We start from the raw sequence: 15,345 nt of genomic DNA, 5'->3' as shown, positions 1-15,345 counted from the left end.
CGCAGACGCGGGACGAGATCATCCGCCGGTTCCTGCACCTTCCCACAGTAGACCGCGACTTAGACTCGCGGCATGACCTCCCGCCCCGCACCCGGCACCCGACTCGTGTTCCGCTGGCGCAAATGGGACGGGTCGCCGCACTGGGAGCAGGACTGCGTCTACCTCGGCTCGGACAGCTGGGGCGATTGGTTCGGTCAGCGCGTCGGCTGGCGCAGCGTCCGCCCGGGCCGCGAGTTCGTCTGCCGCGAGCCGAACGTGACGCTGGTGCCTGCGAGCGGCGACTGGGCGTTCACGCACAACGCCGCTCCGCATCCGGTCGCGGTGTACATCGACCTGGCGTGGGATGCCGGATGGGACGACGCCGGCACCCCGGTCGGCATCGACATGGATCTGGACGTCGTGCGGCGCACCGACGAACGGGGCACGTGGATCGACGACCGCGACGAGTGGGACGAGCACCGCGTCCAGTACGGGTACCCCGCCGAGATCGTCGACCACCTCGAGACCGTGGCCGTCGACCTCGAGCGCCGCGTGCGTGCGGGCGAGGCCCCGTTCTCCGACGACGTGACCGGTCCGTGGCTGCAGCGTCTCGCCGACCTCGCGCAACCCGAGGACGAGGCCGCTGCCCGCGCCTAGACTCGACGGGTGAGCAGCGACCCGAACCGTGCCGATCTCGGCAAGGACCCCCAGCGCGTCAGCGGCATGTTCGATCAGGTGGCCGCGGCCTACGACCGGACGAATTCCGTGCTGAGCCTGGGCAACGACCGGTTCTGGCGCGTCGCCACCCTGAGGGCCGTCGCCCCGCGTCGCGGGGAGCGGATCCTCGACCTCGCCGCCGGCACCGGAACCTCGTCGATGGCGTTCGTCCCCAGCGGCGCCCACGTCGTCGCCGCCGATTTCTCGCGCGGCATGATCGCGGAGGGCCGTCGTCGGCACGGAAACGTCCCGAACCTGGAGTTCGTGCAGGCGGATGCCACCGACCTGCCGTTCGAGGATGCCGAGTTCGACGCGGTGACGATGTCGTTCGGGCTGCGCAACGTCAACGACCCGCGCCGCGCCCTGCGGGAGCTCCGCCGGGTCACGAAGCCCGGAGGGCGCATCGTGGTGTGCGAGTTCTCGCATCCACCGTCCCGGGCGTTCAACGGCCTGTACCGCTTCTACAACGACCGCGTGCTGCCGGTCGTGGCCAAGGCCGTGAGCTCCAACGCCGAGGCATACGACTACTTGAACGAGTCCATCCGCGACTGGCCGGACCAGCCGACGCTCGCGGCGTGGATGCGCGACGCCGGTTGGGCCGATGTCGCGTATCGGAACCTCACGTTCGGCATCGTGGCGCTCCACCGCGGTGTCAACCCCGGCGCGTAGCCCCGAGAGAGCATGGCCTGTCAACCGTCGAGATACCGACGGCGACCCCGGACCGCGCCAGGATAGGCTGAAACCGTGACCCCGAGACCGCCCGCGGCCGGCACCCGCCTGTCGGGCAAGCTGGGCCTGAGTGACCGCATCTTCGCAGGACTCCGTGCGCGCACCCTGCTCGCCACCGTCGAGGCCGGCCTCGACCGCGTCGAGAGCACCCTCGAACGCGAGGTGCGCAGCGCCGATCGGCTCGCCGACGTCACCGCCCGGTACCTGTACGAAGCGGGGGGCAAGCGCGTGCGCCCGATGCTCGCGATCCTCACCGCGCAGCTGGGTGAAGGCACGACGACCGAGGTCGTCGAGGTGGCCACGGCGCTCGAGCTGACCCACTTGGGCTCGCTGTACCACGATGACGTCATGGACGGCGCCGACAAGCGCCGCGGTGTCCCGAGTGCGCAGACCGTGTGGGGCAACAACATCGCCATCCTCACCGGCGACCTCCTCTTCTCGCGCGCCAGCCAGCTCATGGCCCGTCGCGGTGAGCGCGCGATCCAGCTGCAGGCCGACACCTTCGAGCGGCTGGTGCTCGGGCAGATGCACGAGACCGTCGGCCCGCAGGAGGGCGACGAGCCGGTGGAGTTCTACCTGCGCGTGCTCGCCGACAAGACCGGTTCGCTCATCGCCGCGGCCGCGCAGTCCGGCGTGATCTACTCGGGGGCCCCCGAGGAGTTCGAGGCCCCGATGGTCGTCTTCGGAGAGAAGGCGGGCGTCGCCTTCCAGCTGCTCGACGACGTCATCGACCTCTCGCCCGACCCGTCCGAGACCGGCAAGGTCCCCGGCACCGACCTGCGCGCGGGCGTGCCGACCATGCCGTACCTGCTGCTCGGCCATCGATCCGATCAGGCGTCCGCCGACCTGCGAGCACGCATCGACGAGGGTCAAGACCGTATCGCCGCGGGCGCCGACCCCGCGATCCTCGACGACGCCCTGACCGAGCTGCGCGAGCACGAGACCACGCGCGAAACGCTCGACCTCGCGCACCGGTGGTCGCAGGACGCGATCGACGCGCTCGCGCCCCTACCGGACGGTGCCGTCCGCGAGGCCCTGACGCGGTTCGCCCGCGCGGTGGCCGACCGTTCCGCCTGACCCTTCTCCACCCCCCCCGATCACGATCGAGAGGACCCCCATGACGAAGTTGCGCCTTGCCATCGTCGGCGCCGGCCCCGCCGGCATCTACGCCGCCGACATCCTGCTGAAAGCCGAGCGCCAGTTCGACGTGTCGATCGACCTGTTCGAGCAGCTCCCCGCCCCGTACGGTCTGGTCCGCTACGGCGTCGCGCCCGATCACCCGCGCATCAAGGGCGTCATCACGGCTCTGCGCGAGGTGCTCGATCGCGGCGACATCCGCATCTTCGGCAACGTGAACTTCGGCACCGACATCACGCTCGATGACCTCAAGCAGCACTACAACGCGGTGATCTTCGCCACGGGCGCGATCCGTGACGCCGACCTCGACATCCCCGGGATCGACGCCCACGGATCGTACGGCGCGGCGGACTTCGTGAGCTGGTTCGACGGTCACCCCGACGTTCCCCGCGAGTGGCCGCTCGAAGCAGAGTCGGTCGCGGTCATCGGCAACGGCAACGTGGCCCTGGACATCACCCGCATGCTGGCCAAGCACGCCGACGACCTGCTGCCCACCGAGGTCCCCGACAACGTGTACCAGGGGCTCAAGGCCTCCCCGGTCACCGACGTGCACGTCTTCGGTCGCCGCGGTCCCGCTCAAGTGAAGTTCACCCCTCTCGAGCTGCGCGAGCTCGGCGAGCTGCGCGACGTCGACATGGTCGTGTACGACGAGGACTTCGACTACGACGAGGCATCCCTGACCGCCATCCAGACCAACAAGCAGGTCAAGGTCATCGACCGCGTCCTGCAGGAGTGGCGCACCCGCCCGGGCGTGAACAACGCCGGAGGAGACGCCTCCCGCCGCCTGCACCTGCACTTCTGGGCGAAGCCCCTCGAAGTCGTCACGGACGCCGAGGGCCGCGTGTCCGCGTTCCGGTACGAGCGCACGAAGCCCGACGCCGAGGGCGGCGTCGTCGGGACCGGCGAGATCCGCGAGGTCCCGATCCAGGCCATCTACCGCGCCGTCGGCTACTTCGGTTCGCCGCTCAAGGACGTGCCGTTCGACGAGCGCCACGGCGTGATCCCCAACCAGGAGGGTCAGGTCATGGCATCCGACTCGAACGAGCGGATGCCGGGCCTCTACGCGACCGGGTGGATCAAGCGCGGACCGGTCGGCCTCATCGGCCACACCAAGTCGGATGCCATGGAGACGGTGCGCCACGTCATCAACGACCAGGGCGAGTGGTGGCGGCCCGCGCACCCCGAGGAGGAGGCCATTCCGGCGCTCCTGGCCGAGCGCGGTGTGCGCTGGACCGACCTCGAGGGCTGGCACCGTCTCGACGAGCACGAGATGGCCCTCGGCGCCCCGCACGAGCGCGCGCGCATCAAGGTGGTCCCGCGCGACGAGATGATCGCGATCTCCCGCGGCGAGTGACCCGCGTCGACCCGCCCTTAGGCTGAGGCCATGGCGGAGGCGAACGGGGAGTGGCATCCGGACCTCCTCGGCCCGGGCTTCGAGCAGCGGACTCTGCCGCTCGGAGCGGACGACGAGGGGGATGTCGTCGCGACACTCGTGCGGGCGATGCCGCACCCCGGCGCGAGACTGTTCGGGGCGTGGCGCGAGATCGACGTGCTGTACGTGCACGGGTGGTCGGACTACTTCTTCCAGACCGACCTCGCGCGCTTCTTCACCGATCGCGGCGCGCGGTTCCACGCTCTCGACCTGCGCAAGTACGGGCGGAGCATCCGGCCGGGGCAGACACGCGGGTACGTCGCCGCTCTCGACGTGTACGACGCCGACATCGAGGCGGCCCTGGCTGCCATGGGCACCGAGGCGCACGGGCGGCGCCTCGTGCTCCTCGGGCACAGCACGGGCGGCCTGACGCTGACCTTGTGGGCCTCGCGGCACCCCGGACGGGCCCACGCCCTCGTGCTCAACAGTCCGTGGTTGGAGCTGCAGCTCGGTCCGCTGGGGCGCCAGGCGCTCGCGCCGATCCTCAACGCCCGCGCCCGCATCGACCCGCTCGGCATGCACCCGGTCGTCGACCTCGGGTTCTACACCCGTGCGCAGCGCGAGGTCGGAACACTTCCCGACAGCCCCGACGGCTGGCGGCCCGAGCGCGGCTTCCCGACGCATCCGGGGTGGCTCGCCGCCGTGGTCGCGGGCCATGCGCGGGTGGCATCCGGGGTCGAGGTGGGCTGCCCGGCGCTCGTGCTGCTGGCGGCCCGATCCACGTCGGCGCTGTCGTGGAGCCAGGCGATGCGCGAGTCGGACTCGGTGCTCGTCGTCGACGACATCGCGCGCGCGGCGACCCGTATCGCCCGCGAGGTGACGATCGTCCGCCTCGACGGCGCCCTGCACGACGTCTTCCTGTCGCAGTCGAGCCCGCGGGATGCCGCGTACGACGCGCTCGAGCGGTGGCTGGGGTGGTTAGCGTAGAGGGTGAACAAGGAGCCCCATGCCCTCGACCACACCGACGGAGCAGTATCGCGCTGCCCGCGATCTTCTCCTCGCCGCCCGCACCGACCCCGACCGCGCTGCGGCGTTCGCCTGGCCGCGCATCGAGGGGCCCTTCAACTGGGCGATCGACTGGTTCGATCCGATGGCGCGGGGGAACGATCGACCGGCTCTGATCGTCGTGGACGACGACGGGACGCATCATGAGCGCACGTTCGACGAGCTGGCTCGGCGGTCCGACCAGGTCGCTGCGTGGCTGGCATCCCGGGGTGTCCGCAAGGGTCACGCGGTGTTACTGATGCTCGGCAACCAGGTCGAACTGTGGGAGGCGATGCTCGCGATCATGAAGCTCGGTGGTGTGATCGCGCCCACGACGACCGCACTCGGTCCCGGCGATCTGGCCGACCGCATCGAGCGCGCCGAGATCCGCCACGTGATCGTCGGCTCGGCGGATGCCGACAAGTTCGACGATGCGCCCGAGGGTCTCGGCCGCATCGTCGTGGGCGAGGCGCGGCCGAGGTGGGCACGATACGACGACGCGTTCCTGAGGGATGCCGAGCCCGCCCGGCATCCGGGAACCACCGCCGATGACCGTCTGCTCCTCTACTTCACCTCGGGCACGACGTCGAAACCGAAGCTCGTCGAGCACACCCACGCGTCGTACCCCGTCGGGCACCTGTCGACTATGTACTGGCTGGGACTCCAACCGGGCGACGTGCACCTCGCGATCAGCTCGCCCGGATGGGCGAAGCACGCGTGGAGCTGCTTCTTCGCGCCGTGGATCGCCGAGGCCACCGTGCTCGCGCTGAACTACTCGCGGTTCTCAGCCGATCGGCTGCTGAACGAACTCGAGCGCGATCGCGTGACGACATTCTGCGCACCGCCGACCGTGTGGCGCATGCTCATCCAGGCCGACCTGACGGGCCGTCGTGGAGCGCTGCGCGAGGTCGTGTCGGCCGGTGAGCCGCTCAACCCCGAGGTCATCGCGCACGTGCAGCGCGCGTGGGGGCTCGACATCCGAGACGGGTACGGGCAGACCGAGATGACCGCGATCGTCGCGAACACGCCGGGTGCGGCCCTCGTACCCGGGTCGATGGGACGCCCGCTCCCCGGGTGCCCGGTCGTGATCGTCGACCCCCTGACGGGCGAACGCGCCGACGAAGGGGAGATCTGCCTCGATCTCACCGAGCATCCTCTCAACCTCATGACGGGCTACGTGGGAGATCCGGAGCGGAACGCGGATGCCTTCGCGGGCAGCCTCTTCCACACGGGCGATGTAGCGCGGCGCGACGAGACCGGCAGCATCACCTACATCGGCCGCACCGATGACGTGTTCAAGTCGTCGGACTACAAGATCAGCCCGTTCGAGCTGGAGAGCGTGCTCATCGAGCACCCCGCGGTCGTCGAGGCAGCGGTCGTCCCGGCGCCCGACGCATTGCGGTTGTCGGTGCCGAAGGCCTATGTCGTCCTGGCATCCGGTCACGAGCCGGGGGAGGAGGTCGCGCTGGAGATCCTGCGCTTCGCCCGGGAGAATCTCGCCCCATTCCAGCGCCTGCGGCGGATCGAGTTCGCGGAGCTGCCCAAGACGATCTCGGGCAAGATCCGCCGCGTCGAGCTGCGCGAGCGCGAAGAGCGAGCCGCTCGCGGCGAGATCGTCGTCGTCGAATGGCGCGACGACAGCCTCCGGGGCTGACGCGGCGAAGGGCCCGCCCCTTACGGGACGGGCCGTTCGATGGCGGACCTCACCCCGCGACCAGACTCACAAGGAGGCGGATCGACAGGGCCAGGACCGCGACGAGGCCGACGAGACCGAGCACGTTCTGCCACCAGCGGTTGCGGAGCGGTCCCATGAGCTTCCGGTTGTTCGCCATGAGGATGATCACCGTCGCGAGGATCGGGGCGAACAGCACCGTGAGCGCCTGAGCGAGGACGATGAGCTGCACCGGCGAGCTACCGGAGAAGGCGATCGTCACCGCGATGCCGAACGCCAGGATGAAAGCGCTTCCGAGGCGGGCGGTGAGGGTCTCGGCGGAGGCGCCGCGCCCGATGGCATCCGACAGCAGCGTTCCGCCGGCGATGCAGTTCGGGATCATCGACGAGAATGCCGCGCCGAAGAAGCCGAGCGCGAAGATCCACGCTCCGACGGGACCGGCCACGGGTTCGAAGATGCGCGCGAGACCCGTGAAAGCGCCGGGCGTGTCGGCACCGGTCTGACCGAGGACCGAGGCCGACACCACGATCACGAGAGCGGTCATGATGCCAGGAGCGACGATGCCGGGGATCGTATCGACGATGGTGATGTCTCGGTACTCGCTCTCCTCGCGGTTGCGGGCCTTCGTGCCGTAGGAGGCGAAGAATGCCGCGTTGATCGAGAAGTTCGTGCCGACGAGGCCGATGATCAGCAGCCACGCGCCGCCCGGGACGACGGGGACGAGTCCGGCTCCGGCTGCCGCCCAGTCCGGGTTCGAGGCGAAGGCCGAGGCGATGAAGCAGAACGCCATCAGGGCGACGATGGCGATGAGGATCTTCTCCACGACGCCGTAGATCTTCTTCAGCAGCAGGATCGTGCCGACCAGCGCTGTGCAGATGACCGTCCACATCACCGGTGATGTGCCCGGCAGCAGCATTGCGAGGCCGACACCGGAGCCGACGGCGTTGCCGACCGAAAAGCACAGAGTGATGAGGAAGACGCCGATGCCGGCGACAACGCCTGCCCACGTGCCGTACGCCTCTTTGATGGACGAGATGAGAGACACAGGGGTGCGGATGCCGAGCCGCACGCTCATGTCGGTGAGGAAGATCATCAGGACGGTAGAGACGATGATGACCCAGATGAGGGTGTAGCCGTACAGGGCACCGGCGTTCATCGCGGTGGTCAGGTTGCCGGGGCCGAACTGCCAGGCTCCGGCGACGAACGCCGGGCCGATGAGCGTGAGGCGTCGCCAGAACGTCCGTCGCGTGCTCTGCGCGCCGACGAGGTTGCGGATCGTTTCGGTCGAGATGCGGCCGTGACCGGTGCCGGGGGTCGCGGGGGGACGTGAAGTGGTGCGATCGCTCATGGGTGTGTCCTTCCGTCGTCGTTGACGTGATGGGTCATGAGGGGGCGGCCGTCCGGGGCCGCCCCCGAGGGGATCAGGCCGGAACGACCACGCTGCCGAGGTCGGCGGAGGCGAATGCTGCGGCGATCTCCGCGTCGGCACCCGCCGGCAGCGGCAGGAGAGGCTCGCGCACGGTGGCGTGATCCAGGATGCCACGGTTGACCAGGCCCCACTTCAGAGCGACGGTGCCCTCCATGTGCGAGCCGCGGTGGTAGACCGCCTTCGTCACGGGGAGGAGGCGTTCGTGGATCGCGTGCGCTGCGGCATAGTCGCGCGCCTTGCCCGCGGCGATCAGGTCGACGAGCAGCTCGGGGGCGATGTTGCCGTAGCCCACGAGCAGCCCGTCGACGTCGAACATCGTGGGGAGCAGGTACTCGTCGTGGCAGGACAGTACCTGCAGCTCGGGGTACGCGGCGCGGAGGGCCGGGATCTCGGTGTACCAGCGGCGCATGTTGCGGACGCCGTTCTTGGTGTGGTTGACGCCTTCTTGGCCGGCGATCTCGAGCTGCGTGTCGAGGTCGTACGAGGCCTTGGTGTTGTCGGGGTATTGGAACAGGATCTCCTCCAGCCCCGACTCCTCCCAGATCGCGCGATAGCGCGTCTGCGGAGCGCCCGGCTGGAATCCGAAACGCAGCCAGCCGTGGGACGGGTAGACCAGGGCGCCCTTCGCGCCCGCGGCAGCGGCATCCTTGGCCTCGAGTGCGGCGGTGAGGTTGCCCTCCTTGGTGATGCCGGCGATGATCGGCAGCCGGTCGTCGACGGAGTCGCGGAAGGCGCGAATGACGTCGAGCTGTTCCTTCTCGGTGAGGAAGGTGCCTTCGCCGGCGTGGCCGAGGACCACGAGGCTCTTGACGCCTTCGATCGAGCCGAGCCACGAGCCCAAGCGCTGAATCGCGTCGTAGTCGACGTCGCCGTCAGGGGTGAACGGGGTAACGGGGGCGGGGTTCAGGCCGCGGAGGTCGAGGACCATCGTTGTCTCCTTCGTCTCTTCGTCGAGCGTTCTTTGGATAAGAACGTTTGCGGGAACGTTTGCAGTTTGCCCTCGCACCTTTCGTATGTCAAGGATTTCGTCGAATCGTTCCCGGGAAGGTTTTCATCGAACGGGTATCGTGGCGGGAAGGAGGGCGCATGGTCGACACCGAAGCCGCGGAGAGGCACGTGGTCACGTTGAAAGACGTGGCCGTGGCATCCGGCGTCAGCATCTCGACGGTGAGTCGGGTGCTCGACGACCGAACGCCGCGCTCGCGGTCGGCGACCGCTGACCGTGTCCGCGCCGTCGCCGACGAGCTCGGGTACCGACGCAATGTCTCGGCGTCGAGCCTGCGGCGGGGGATCACGGCGACGATCGGCGTCCTCGTCCCCCGGCTCACGGATGCCGTGATGGCGATGATGTTCGAGGCGGTCGAACGAGCCGCACACCGTCGCGGCTACTTCGCCGTGGTGGCCACCTGCGGCGACGACGCGGACGAGGAACGGCGCGCGACGGAGACGCTCCTCGGCCGCGGTGTCGACGGGGTGGTGCTCGCCACCGCCCGCCTCGACGACGCCCTGCCGGCATCCCTGCGCGAGAGGGGCATTCCGCATGTGCTGGCACTGCGGACCGACGACGTGAGCCCGTCCTCGCTCGGCGACGACGAGACCGGCGGATACCTGGCCGTTCGGCACCTGCTCGATCTCGGTCACCGCGACATCGGTGTGATCACGGGTCCGTGGTTCACCTCGAGCGGGCGGGACCGGCGGGCAGGTGCGGAACGCGCCCTGCGCGAGGCGGGCGTCGATCTGCCGGACGAGCGCGTGCTCGCCGCCGGTTATGGTCTCGATCACGGCATCGAGGCCGCGCGGAGACTGCTCGGCCGACCCGATCGCCCTACCGCGGTCTTCGCGGCGAACGACAACCTCGCGGTCGGGGTGTCCGCGGTCGCTCAGGCTCTCGGGATGGATGCCGGCACCGACCTGTCCATCGTCGGCTACAACGACATCCCGCTCGTCTCTCGCCTCCCGGTTCCGCTGACCTCCGTGCACACGCACTTCGACCGCATCGCGGAGATCGCGCTGGAGCTGTTGTTGGATTCCGACGGAGGGGCGCGCATCGAGCGAACCATGCCGACGCTGATTCCGCGTGCATCGACCGCTCCGCCGCGGAGCTGACAGGCATGTCCTACCCGGGTCGTGATGAATCACGTGTCCTTCACGCCCCGTTCGACAGCGCGGGACGGGCTGCAGCAACCCCCTGCCGCGCAGGGTGCGCGCGTGTGAGCATCGGGTCATGGATAACGACAAGAAGCAGCCGTTCGAGAACCCGTCGGTCGACGACGAGAGCGACCTGCCCTCGCTGCAGGAGGAGCGCAACGTGGGTCGCGACACCGAGCGCGAGATCACTCAGATGATCAACGGCATCGAGGGCTGACCCCCTCGGTGCGTCGCCAAACGGCCTGGACGGTCGCGATCATCGTGGTCGCGATCATCCTGGCCGCGGCTGCGGCCGTCCTCGGTGTCGCGGCGGTCATGACGGGCGGCGCGCGCGATGCGCCGCCGACGGCTTCTCCGGCATCCGCTTCGCCCCGACCGACGGAGTCGGCGACCCGCACACCCCGGCCGATACCCACACCGACGTCGACCCCCAGTCCGAGCGCGCGACCCGGCACGGCCCTCGTCGAGCGCACCGGCGATGACCGCGTTCGCATGCTCGTTGCCGGAGACTCGCTCGCCGCCGGCTTCTTCGCCACCACGGAGGACCGGGGGTTCATCCAGCTCGTCGCCGACGGGATCGGATCCGTCGACGTCACGGGAGCAGCGCAGGCGCAGCAGACGTTGTCGACCGTCGCGGCCGTGACCGACGTCCCCGCGGACGTGGGTGTCGCCGTCGTCGAGCTCGGCACCAACGACGTCGGTGTGCCGAAGCCACTCGCCGACTTCGAGCAGCAGTACGCGAGTCTCCTCGATCGCATCCGCTCGACCTCGCCCCGGGCTGGGCTGCTCTGTCTCGGCACCTGGACCGCCGACGGCGCGGCCTACGACGAGGTCATCTCCCGCACCTGTGCGGCGCACGCCGGGGTCTATGTCTCCCTCGCCGACGCCTTCGCGAACGCGGAGTTCCACGGCCCCACCGGACGCGAGACCTTCGCCGGTGCGGGTGACGAGTTCCATCCGAACGACGCCGGGCACCGGGCGATCGCGGATGCCGTCCTCTCGGCGCTGACGTACTGACGCCACTCAGGGCGTCGGCGTGGGAAACTGCGGGCATGGACGACCCGCTCGACCCTGGACCGTTCTTCCACGGAACGAAAGCCCACCTGCAGGTCGGCGACCTCCTCACCCCGGGGTTCCGGTCGAACTACCGTCCCGAGGTGGTGATGAACCACGTGTACTTCACCGCCCTGCTCGACGGGGCCGGGCTGGCGGCGGAGATCATCCCGGGCGATGGGCCGCCTCGGGTCTATGAGGTCGAGCCGACGGGCGAGTTCGAGAACGACCCGAACGTCACGGACAAGAAGTTCCCGGGCAATCCCACGCGGTCGTTTCGCAGCGCGGCACCGCTGCGGATCGTGGCGCAGCGCGACGACTGGACACGCCTCACCCCGGAAGCGCTCGCATCGTGGCGTACACGGCTGTCGCAGATGCGCGACGGGAACGCCGAGATCATCAACTGAGCCGCTAGCTCGGCTCGGTCGTCCGGATGAGCCCGCAGTTCACGCACGACCACGCCACGAGGAAGCGTTCGTCGTCGAGCACCTCGAACCGGAGCGGGTCGCCGCACGTAGGGCACAGCGGCCGGCCCTCGGGGGTTCTCACCGTTCGAACGTCACGTGCACGACGCCGCTCTCGGCGACCTCGGACGTGACGCGGTACTCGGTGTGCAGGTGGACGAGATCGTCCCAGAGGCGCGTGCCGCGACCCAGGATCACGGGGCGGACGGCGACGTGCAGGCGATCCACGAGCCCGGCGGCCAAGGCCGAGCGCACCGTCGAGACGCCTCCGCCGACGCGCACATCCGCGCCCGCCGCCAGCTCGTTCGCCCGGTGCACGGCATCCTCGATGCTCGTCTGCGCGAACTCGAACCGCGTGCCGTTGTCGAACTCGATCGGCGGGCGTTCGCGGTGGGTCAGAACCAGGACGGGCACGCGGAACGGAGGCTCGTCTCCCCACCATCCGCGCCAGTCCGGGTCGTCGGGGAAGGAATGGATGCCGAACATCCCCGCCCCCATCACTTCGGCGCCGATGTCCTCGAAGTAGCCCGCGGCGTAACGGTCGTCGACGCCGGTCGTGCCCGCGCCGGACGTGTCGCCGAACACGCGCTCGCGGAACGTGCGGGTCGCCATGTAGTCCTCGACGAGGAGTCCCCAGTCGGCCCCCATGGGGTTCTCGGGCGACACATCCGCCGGGGCGGCGACTCCGTCGAGTGAGATGTTGAGGTCGACGCGGACAGCCATGGCCTTCGCCTCCGGGATTCTTACCGGTAGTTCGTGAACTGCAGGTCGACGTCGAGGTCGGCGGCCTTCAACAGGCGCTGCACTTCCTGGAGGTCGTCGCGCGACTTCGACTGCACGCGCAGCTCGTCGCCCTGGATCTGCGACTTGACGCCCTTGGGTCCCTCGTCGCGGATGATCTTGCCGATCTTCTTGGCATCCTCTTGAGAGATGCCTTCCTTCAGCGTGGAGGTGATGCGGTACTCCTTGCCGCTGGCGACGGGCTCGCCCGAATCCAGGCTCTTCAGGGAGATGCCGCGCTTGATGAGCTTGGTCTGGAAGACGTCGAGAACGGCGTTGGCGCGTTCTTCGGAGTTCGCCTTGATCAGGATCGCCTCGCCGCTCCACTCGATCGAGGCGTCGGTGCCCTTGAAGTCGTACCGCTGCTCGACTTCTTTGCGCGCCTGGTTGAGGGCGTTGTCGGCCTCCTGGCGGTCGATCTTGGAGACGATGTCGAATGAGCTGTCGGCCATTCCTCGATTCTACCGAGCGTCGGTGCTGCGGCCCGGTCGGTCTCGCGCACTTCTAGACTCGGATGCCATGCGAGCACTCACCGAGAACAAGGTGCGCGACGCGTTCGTCAACGCGACGCCGGACGAGATGCGGGTGCTGTCCCTACCGCACGACTTCCTGCTGACCGACTGGGACCATCTCGACTTCTTCGCCTGGCGCGACCCCCGCACCCGGGGGCGCGGCTACGTCGTGACCGAACGGGACGGGGAGCCCACCGGTGTGGTCCTGCGCGTCGCCGACGGACAGTCGCGGGCGCGGTCGGCGATGTGCAACCTGTGCCACACCATGCAGCCCGGCGATCAGGTGGCTCTGTTCACCGCCCGCAAGGCCGGCGAGGCCGGAGAGCACGGCGACACGGTCGGGACGTACATCTGCGCCGATCTGTCGTGCCACGAGAACGTGCGCTTGGCGATGCCGCTTGCGCCGAGCGAGATCCGTGCCAGCGTGGATCTGAAGATCGACGGCACGACGCGCCGCACCGAGGCGTTCGTCGACCGCATCCTCGAGACGGCCGGAGTCCAGCGGTGACCGGCCGTGTGGTCGTGATCGGCGACGCCCTGATCGACGAGCTGCGCGACGACGCCGGTGTGCGGGAGTTCGTCGGCGGCGCGGGACTCAACGTCGCCGTGGGTCTCGCTCGCCTCGGCATCCCGACGTCGCTCATCGCGATGGTCGGCGAGGACGCAGCGGGTGAGCAGATCCGTGCGTACCTCGCGGAGCACGACGTCGTCCTGCTCCCGAGTCCCTCGGAGCACGGATCCTCGCGTGCGGTGAGCACGCGCTCGGCCGGCGGTGAGCCCGAGTACGTCTTCAACAAGGCCGCCCAGAACCGACGCGTGCGGTACGGAGACGCCGAGCGGGCCGCCCTCGCCGACGCGCCGATGGTCGTGGTGAGCTGCTTCCCCTTCGACGACGCCGAGCAGACGGACGCGCTGTTGGATGCCGCGGCGTCCGTGCCGCTCGCCATCGACCCCAACCCTCGCGCGGGGATGCTCCGCGACCGCGCCGCGTTCGTGCGCGGCTTCGAGAAGGCCGCCGCCCGCGCGCAGCTGGTGAAGGTGGGCGAGGATGACGCGCAGCTGCTGTACGGGACTCCGTTGGAGGAGTTGCGGCAGAAGCTCTCGAGCCTCGGGGTGGAGGCCGTTCTCGCCACGTACGGCGCCGGGGGAGCGGCCATCGACGCCGGCGAGCTGACCGTCTCGCGGGGGATCGCCGATCTGCCCGGTCGCATCATCGACACGATGGGCGGCGGCGACGCGGTGCTCTCGACGACCGTGGCGCTGGTGCGGGACGGCCTGCCCGGGGACGAGGCATCCTGGGGCTACGTCTTGGACCGCGCGATGGAGGTGGCGGCCGCGACCTGCCGCAGCGAGGGTGCGCTCCTGCGCATCCCGGAGTGATCCCCACCCGTGTTGGAAGCACCCCCTCGGGGAGGGTAAGGTAGGTGATCGCGCCTCTGGTCGACTGCGAAAGCCGGGCGGGTGTGCACCTGGCGAGTTACCCAAGCGGCCAAAGGGATCTGACTGTAAATCAGACTGCATTGCATTCGGGGGTTCGAATCCCTCACTCGCCACCGCGAAGAAGAGCGGCAGCCTCGGGAGACCGGGGCTTTTCGCTTTTTTGATCTGATTTCTGATCCACGATCCTCCCCGCGTCCATCCGCACGACGACGTCGGCCTCGGCGATGAGCCGATCGTCGTGGCTCACGCACACCACGCCCGTCCCCCGGGCGGTCTCCTCACCGATAGCGCGTCGGATGAGTGCCGCGCTCGCGGCATCCAGGGCCGTCGTCGGTTCGTCGAGAAGCAGGAGGTCGGCGCCGCGCGCCAAGCCCTGAGCCAGGAGCGCGCGCTGCCTCTGACCCCCCGAGAGCGCCGAGAACGGTCGGCGGTCCAGAGCCGAGATGTCGAGGCGGCGCAGGGCGTCGTCGACGGCCATCCGCGCAGGTGGGTCGAGGCGACGGAACGGACCGACGCGTCCCCACGCGCCCACGACGACGACGTCGCGCACGGTTAGCGGGAGACGTTCGGCGACGGCGGTGCGTTGCGGCACGAAGGCGCGTGCCCGCGCGTCGACGCGCACCGAGCCGGCCGTCACGGTCCGCACGCCGGCGAGCACCTCGATCAGGGTGGATTTTCCCGACCCGTTCGCGCCGACGATCACGGTCAGGGCGCCCGCCGCGATGTCGAGGTCGATGTCGGTGACGGCGCGCGTGTCGCCGTAGTCCACCCGGACGTCGCGGATCTCGGCGAGGGGCGGGGGCGCGGATCGGGGGTGCATGGCATCCATTCTATGAGTTTGAGAATCGTTCTCATTACGGATACGGTCG

The 15,345-nt window shown here is 69.4% G+C and carries 18 protein-coding genes and 1 tRNA gene; 13 read left to right on the top strand and 6 right to left on the bottom strand.

What is annotated here, in order from left to right; all coding sequences use genetic code 11:
* The first annotated feature begins 72 nt into the window (after nt 1-72).
* The 6 genes from AC3WLZ_RS13355 (at nt 73) to AC3WLZ_RS13330 (ending at nt 6,632) form a co-directional block, all read left to right on the top strand.
* Entirely contained in the window at nt 73-636 is a 564-nt protein-coding gene (locus AC3WLZ_RS13355) for a DUF402 domain-containing protein (RefSeq protein ID WP_412925400.1), read from the top strand.
* Nucleotides 637-645: 9 nt separating this feature from the next.
* A complete protein-coding gene (locus AC3WLZ_RS13350; protein WP_492470354.1) occupies nt 646-1,365 on the top strand; it encodes a demethylmenaquinone methyltransferase in 720 nt (239 codons plus the stop codon).
* A gap of 75 nt (nt 1,366-1,440) precedes the next feature.
* Complete coding sequence (locus tag AC3WLZ_RS13345; protein WP_412925398.1) at nt 1,441-2,502, top strand: polyprenyl synthetase family protein; 1,062 nt, start codon at nt 1,441-1,443, stop codon at nt 2,500-2,502.
* A 40-nt stretch (nt 2,503-2,542) separates the two neighbouring features.
* Complete coding sequence (locus AC3WLZ_RS13340; protein ID WP_412925397.1) at nt 2,543-3,916, top strand: FAD-dependent oxidoreductase; 1,374 nt, start codon at nt 2,543-2,545, stop codon at nt 3,914-3,916.
* A gap of 30 nt (nt 3,917-3,946) precedes the next feature.
* Nucleotides 3,947-4,921 (top strand): alpha/beta hydrolase, encoded by a 975-nt coding sequence (locus AC3WLZ_RS13335; RefSeq protein ID WP_492470353.1) that lies wholly within the window; start codon nt 3,947-3,949, stop codon nt 4,919-4,921.
* A gap of 19 nt (nt 4,922-4,940) precedes the next feature.
* Nucleotides 4,941-6,632: an AMP-binding protein gene (locus AC3WLZ_RS13330; protein ID WP_492470352.1), complete on the top strand. Its 1,692-nt coding sequence runs from the start codon at nt 4,941-4,943 to the stop codon at nt 6,630-6,632.
* 49 nt (nt 6,633-6,681) lie between these two features.
* Here AC3WLZ_RS13330 and AC3WLZ_RS13325 read toward each other — a convergent pair whose 3' ends face one another.
* Both AC3WLZ_RS13325 and AC3WLZ_RS13320 read right to left on the bottom strand, forming a co-directional pair.
* The gene (locus tag AC3WLZ_RS13325; protein ID WP_492470351.1) at nt 6,682-7,998 is read right to left on the bottom strand and encodes an Nramp family divalent metal transporter; all 1,317 of its coding nucleotides are present in this window, start codon (nt 7,996-7,998) and stop codon (nt 6,682-6,684) included.
* Between the two features lie 73 nt (nt 7,999-8,071).
* Nucleotides 8,072-9,007 carry a dihydrodipicolinate synthase family protein gene (locus AC3WLZ_RS13320; protein WP_492470350.1) on the bottom strand — a complete coding sequence of 312 codons (936 nt, stop codon included), beginning with the start codon at nt 9,005-9,007 and terminating at the stop codon, nt 8,072-8,074.
* Between the two features lie 158 nt (nt 9,008-9,165).
* Here AC3WLZ_RS13320 and AC3WLZ_RS13315 point away from each other — a divergent pair, with 158 nt between their 5' ends.
* From AC3WLZ_RS13315 to arr, 4 genes are all read left to right on the top strand, one after another.
* Nucleotides 9,166-10,185, top strand: coding sequence for a LacI family DNA-binding transcriptional regulator (locus AC3WLZ_RS13315; protein ID WP_492470348.1), 1,020 nt, complete (start codon nt 9,166-9,168; stop codon nt 10,183-10,185).
* 118 nt (nt 10,186-10,303) lie between these two features.
* Nucleotides 10,304-10,444, top strand: coding sequence for a hypothetical protein (locus AC3WLZ_RS13310; protein WP_492470347.1), 141 nt, complete (start codon nt 10,304-10,306; stop codon nt 10,442-10,444).
* Nucleotides 10,445-10,452: 8 nt separating this feature from the next.
* Nucleotides 10,453-11,244, top strand: coding sequence for an SGNH/GDSL hydrolase family protein (locus tag AC3WLZ_RS13305; protein WP_492470346.1), 792 nt, complete (start codon nt 10,453-10,455; stop codon nt 11,242-11,244).
* A 35-nt stretch (nt 11,245-11,279) separates the two neighbouring features.
* A complete protein-coding gene (gene arr, locus AC3WLZ_RS13300; RefSeq protein ID WP_492470345.1) occupies nt 11,280-11,687 on the top strand; it encodes an NAD(+)--rifampin ADP-ribosyltransferase in 408 nt (135 codons plus the stop codon).
* 4 nt (nt 11,688-11,691) lie between these two features.
* Here arr and AC3WLZ_RS13295 read toward each other — a convergent pair whose 3' ends face one another.
* Genes AC3WLZ_RS13295 through AC3WLZ_RS13285 form a run of 3 tightly spaced genes read right to left on the bottom strand, consistent with a single transcriptional unit; the run spans nt 11,692 to nt 12,976 of the window.
* Nucleotides 11,692-11,829, bottom strand: coding sequence for a hypothetical protein (locus AC3WLZ_RS13295; protein WP_412925388.1), 138 nt, complete (start codon nt 11,827-11,829; stop codon nt 11,692-11,694).
* On the bottom strand, nt 11,826-12,467 hold the full coding sequence (locus AC3WLZ_RS13290) for a dihydrofolate reductase family protein (protein WP_492470344.1): 642 nt from the start codon (nt 12,465-12,467) through the stop codon (nt 11,826-11,828). Before AC3WLZ_RS13290 ends, AC3WLZ_RS13295 begins: the two co-directional genes overlap by 4 nt.
* A 20-nt stretch (nt 12,468-12,487) precedes the next feature.
* Nucleotides 12,488-12,976: a YajQ family cyclic di-GMP-binding protein gene (locus tag AC3WLZ_RS13285; protein ID WP_412925386.1), complete on the bottom strand. Its 489-nt coding sequence runs from the start codon at nt 12,974-12,976 to the stop codon at nt 12,488-12,490.
* A 67-nt stretch (nt 12,977-13,043) separates the two neighbouring features.
* Between AC3WLZ_RS13285 and AC3WLZ_RS13280 the strand changes: the two genes are divergently transcribed.
* The 3 genes from AC3WLZ_RS13280 (at nt 13,044) to AC3WLZ_RS13270 (ending at nt 14,589) form a co-directional block, all read left to right on the top strand.
* The gene (locus AC3WLZ_RS13280; protein ID WP_492470343.1) at nt 13,044-13,544 is read left to right on the top strand and encodes an FBP domain-containing protein; all 501 of its coding nucleotides are present in this window, start codon (nt 13,044-13,046) and stop codon (nt 13,542-13,544) included.
* Complete coding sequence (locus AC3WLZ_RS13275) at nt 13,541-14,416, top strand: PfkB family carbohydrate kinase (protein WP_492470342.1); 876 nt, start codon at nt 13,541-13,543, stop codon at nt 14,414-14,416. The genes AC3WLZ_RS13280 and AC3WLZ_RS13275 overlap by 4 nt, the downstream gene beginning before the upstream one ends.
* A gap of 91 nt (nt 14,417-14,507) precedes the next feature.
* Nucleotides 14,508-14,589 (top strand) — tRNA-Tyr (locus tag AC3WLZ_RS13270).
* Here the strand turns inward: AC3WLZ_RS13270 and aztA are convergent.
* Entirely contained in the window at nt 14,580-15,296 is a 717-nt protein-coding gene (gene aztA / locus AC3WLZ_RS13265) for a zinc ABC transporter ATP-binding protein AztA (protein WP_492470341.1), read from the bottom strand. The genes AC3WLZ_RS13270 and aztA overlap by 10 nt on opposite strands.
* Between the last annotated feature and the right edge of the window lie 49 nt (nt 15,297-15,345).

It is taken from the genome of Microbacterium sp. FW305-3-2-15-F-LB2 (assembly GCF_058787255.1).
This window is presented reverse-complemented; position numbering and strand designations above follow the sequence as displayed.

Excerpts from the sequence above, each read along its gene's own strand:
- AC3WLZ_RS13320 (WP_492470350.1), bottom strand. The coding sequence starts at position 9,007 with ATGGTCCTCGACCTCCGCGGCCTGAACCCCGCCCCCGTTACCCCGTTC.
- AC3WLZ_RS13315 (WP_492470348.1), top strand. The coding sequence starts at position 9,166 with ATGGTCGACACCGAAGCCGCGGAGAGGCACGTGGTCACGTTGAAAGAC.
- AC3WLZ_RS13330 (WP_492470352.1), top strand. The coding sequence starts at position 4,941 with ATGCCCTCGACCACACCGACGGAGCAGTATCGCGCTGCCCGCGATCTT.
- AC3WLZ_RS13310 (WP_492470347.1), top strand. The coding sequence starts at position 10,304 with ATGGATAACGACAAGAAGCAGCCGTTCGAGAACCCGTCGGTCGACGAC.
- aztA (WP_492470341.1), bottom strand. The coding sequence starts at position 15,296 with ATGCACCCCCGATCCGCGCCCCCGCCCCTCGCCGAGATCCGCGACGTC.
- AC3WLZ_RS13285 (WP_412925386.1), bottom strand. The coding sequence starts at position 12,976 with ATGGCCGACAGCTCATTCGACATCGTCTCCAAGATCGACCGCCAGGAG.
- AC3WLZ_RS13290 (WP_492470344.1), bottom strand. The coding sequence starts at position 12,467 with ATGGCTGTCCGCGTCGACCTCAACATCTCACTCGACGGAGTCGCCGCC.
- AC3WLZ_RS13280 (WP_492470343.1), top strand. The coding sequence starts at position 13,044 with ATGCGAGCACTCACCGAGAACAAGGTGCGCGACGCGTTCGTCAACGCG.
- AC3WLZ_RS13335 (WP_492470353.1), top strand. The coding sequence starts at position 3,947 with ATGGCGGAGGCGAACGGGGAGTGGCATCCGGACCTCCTCGGCCCGGGC.
- AC3WLZ_RS13340 (WP_412925397.1), top strand. The coding sequence starts at position 2,543 with ATGACGAAGTTGCGCCTTGCCATCGTCGGCGCCGGCCCCGCCGGCATC.
- AC3WLZ_RS13355 (WP_412925400.1), top strand. The coding sequence starts at position 73 with ATGACCTCCCGCCCCGCACCCGGCACCCGACTCGTGTTCCGCTGGCGC.
- arr (WP_492470345.1), top strand. The coding sequence starts at position 11,280 with ATGGACGACCCGCTCGACCCTGGACCGTTCTTCCACGGAACGAAAGCC.
- AC3WLZ_RS13325 (WP_492470351.1), bottom strand. The coding sequence starts at position 7,998 with ATGAGCGATCGCACCACTTCACGTCCCCCCGCGACCCCCGGCACCGGT.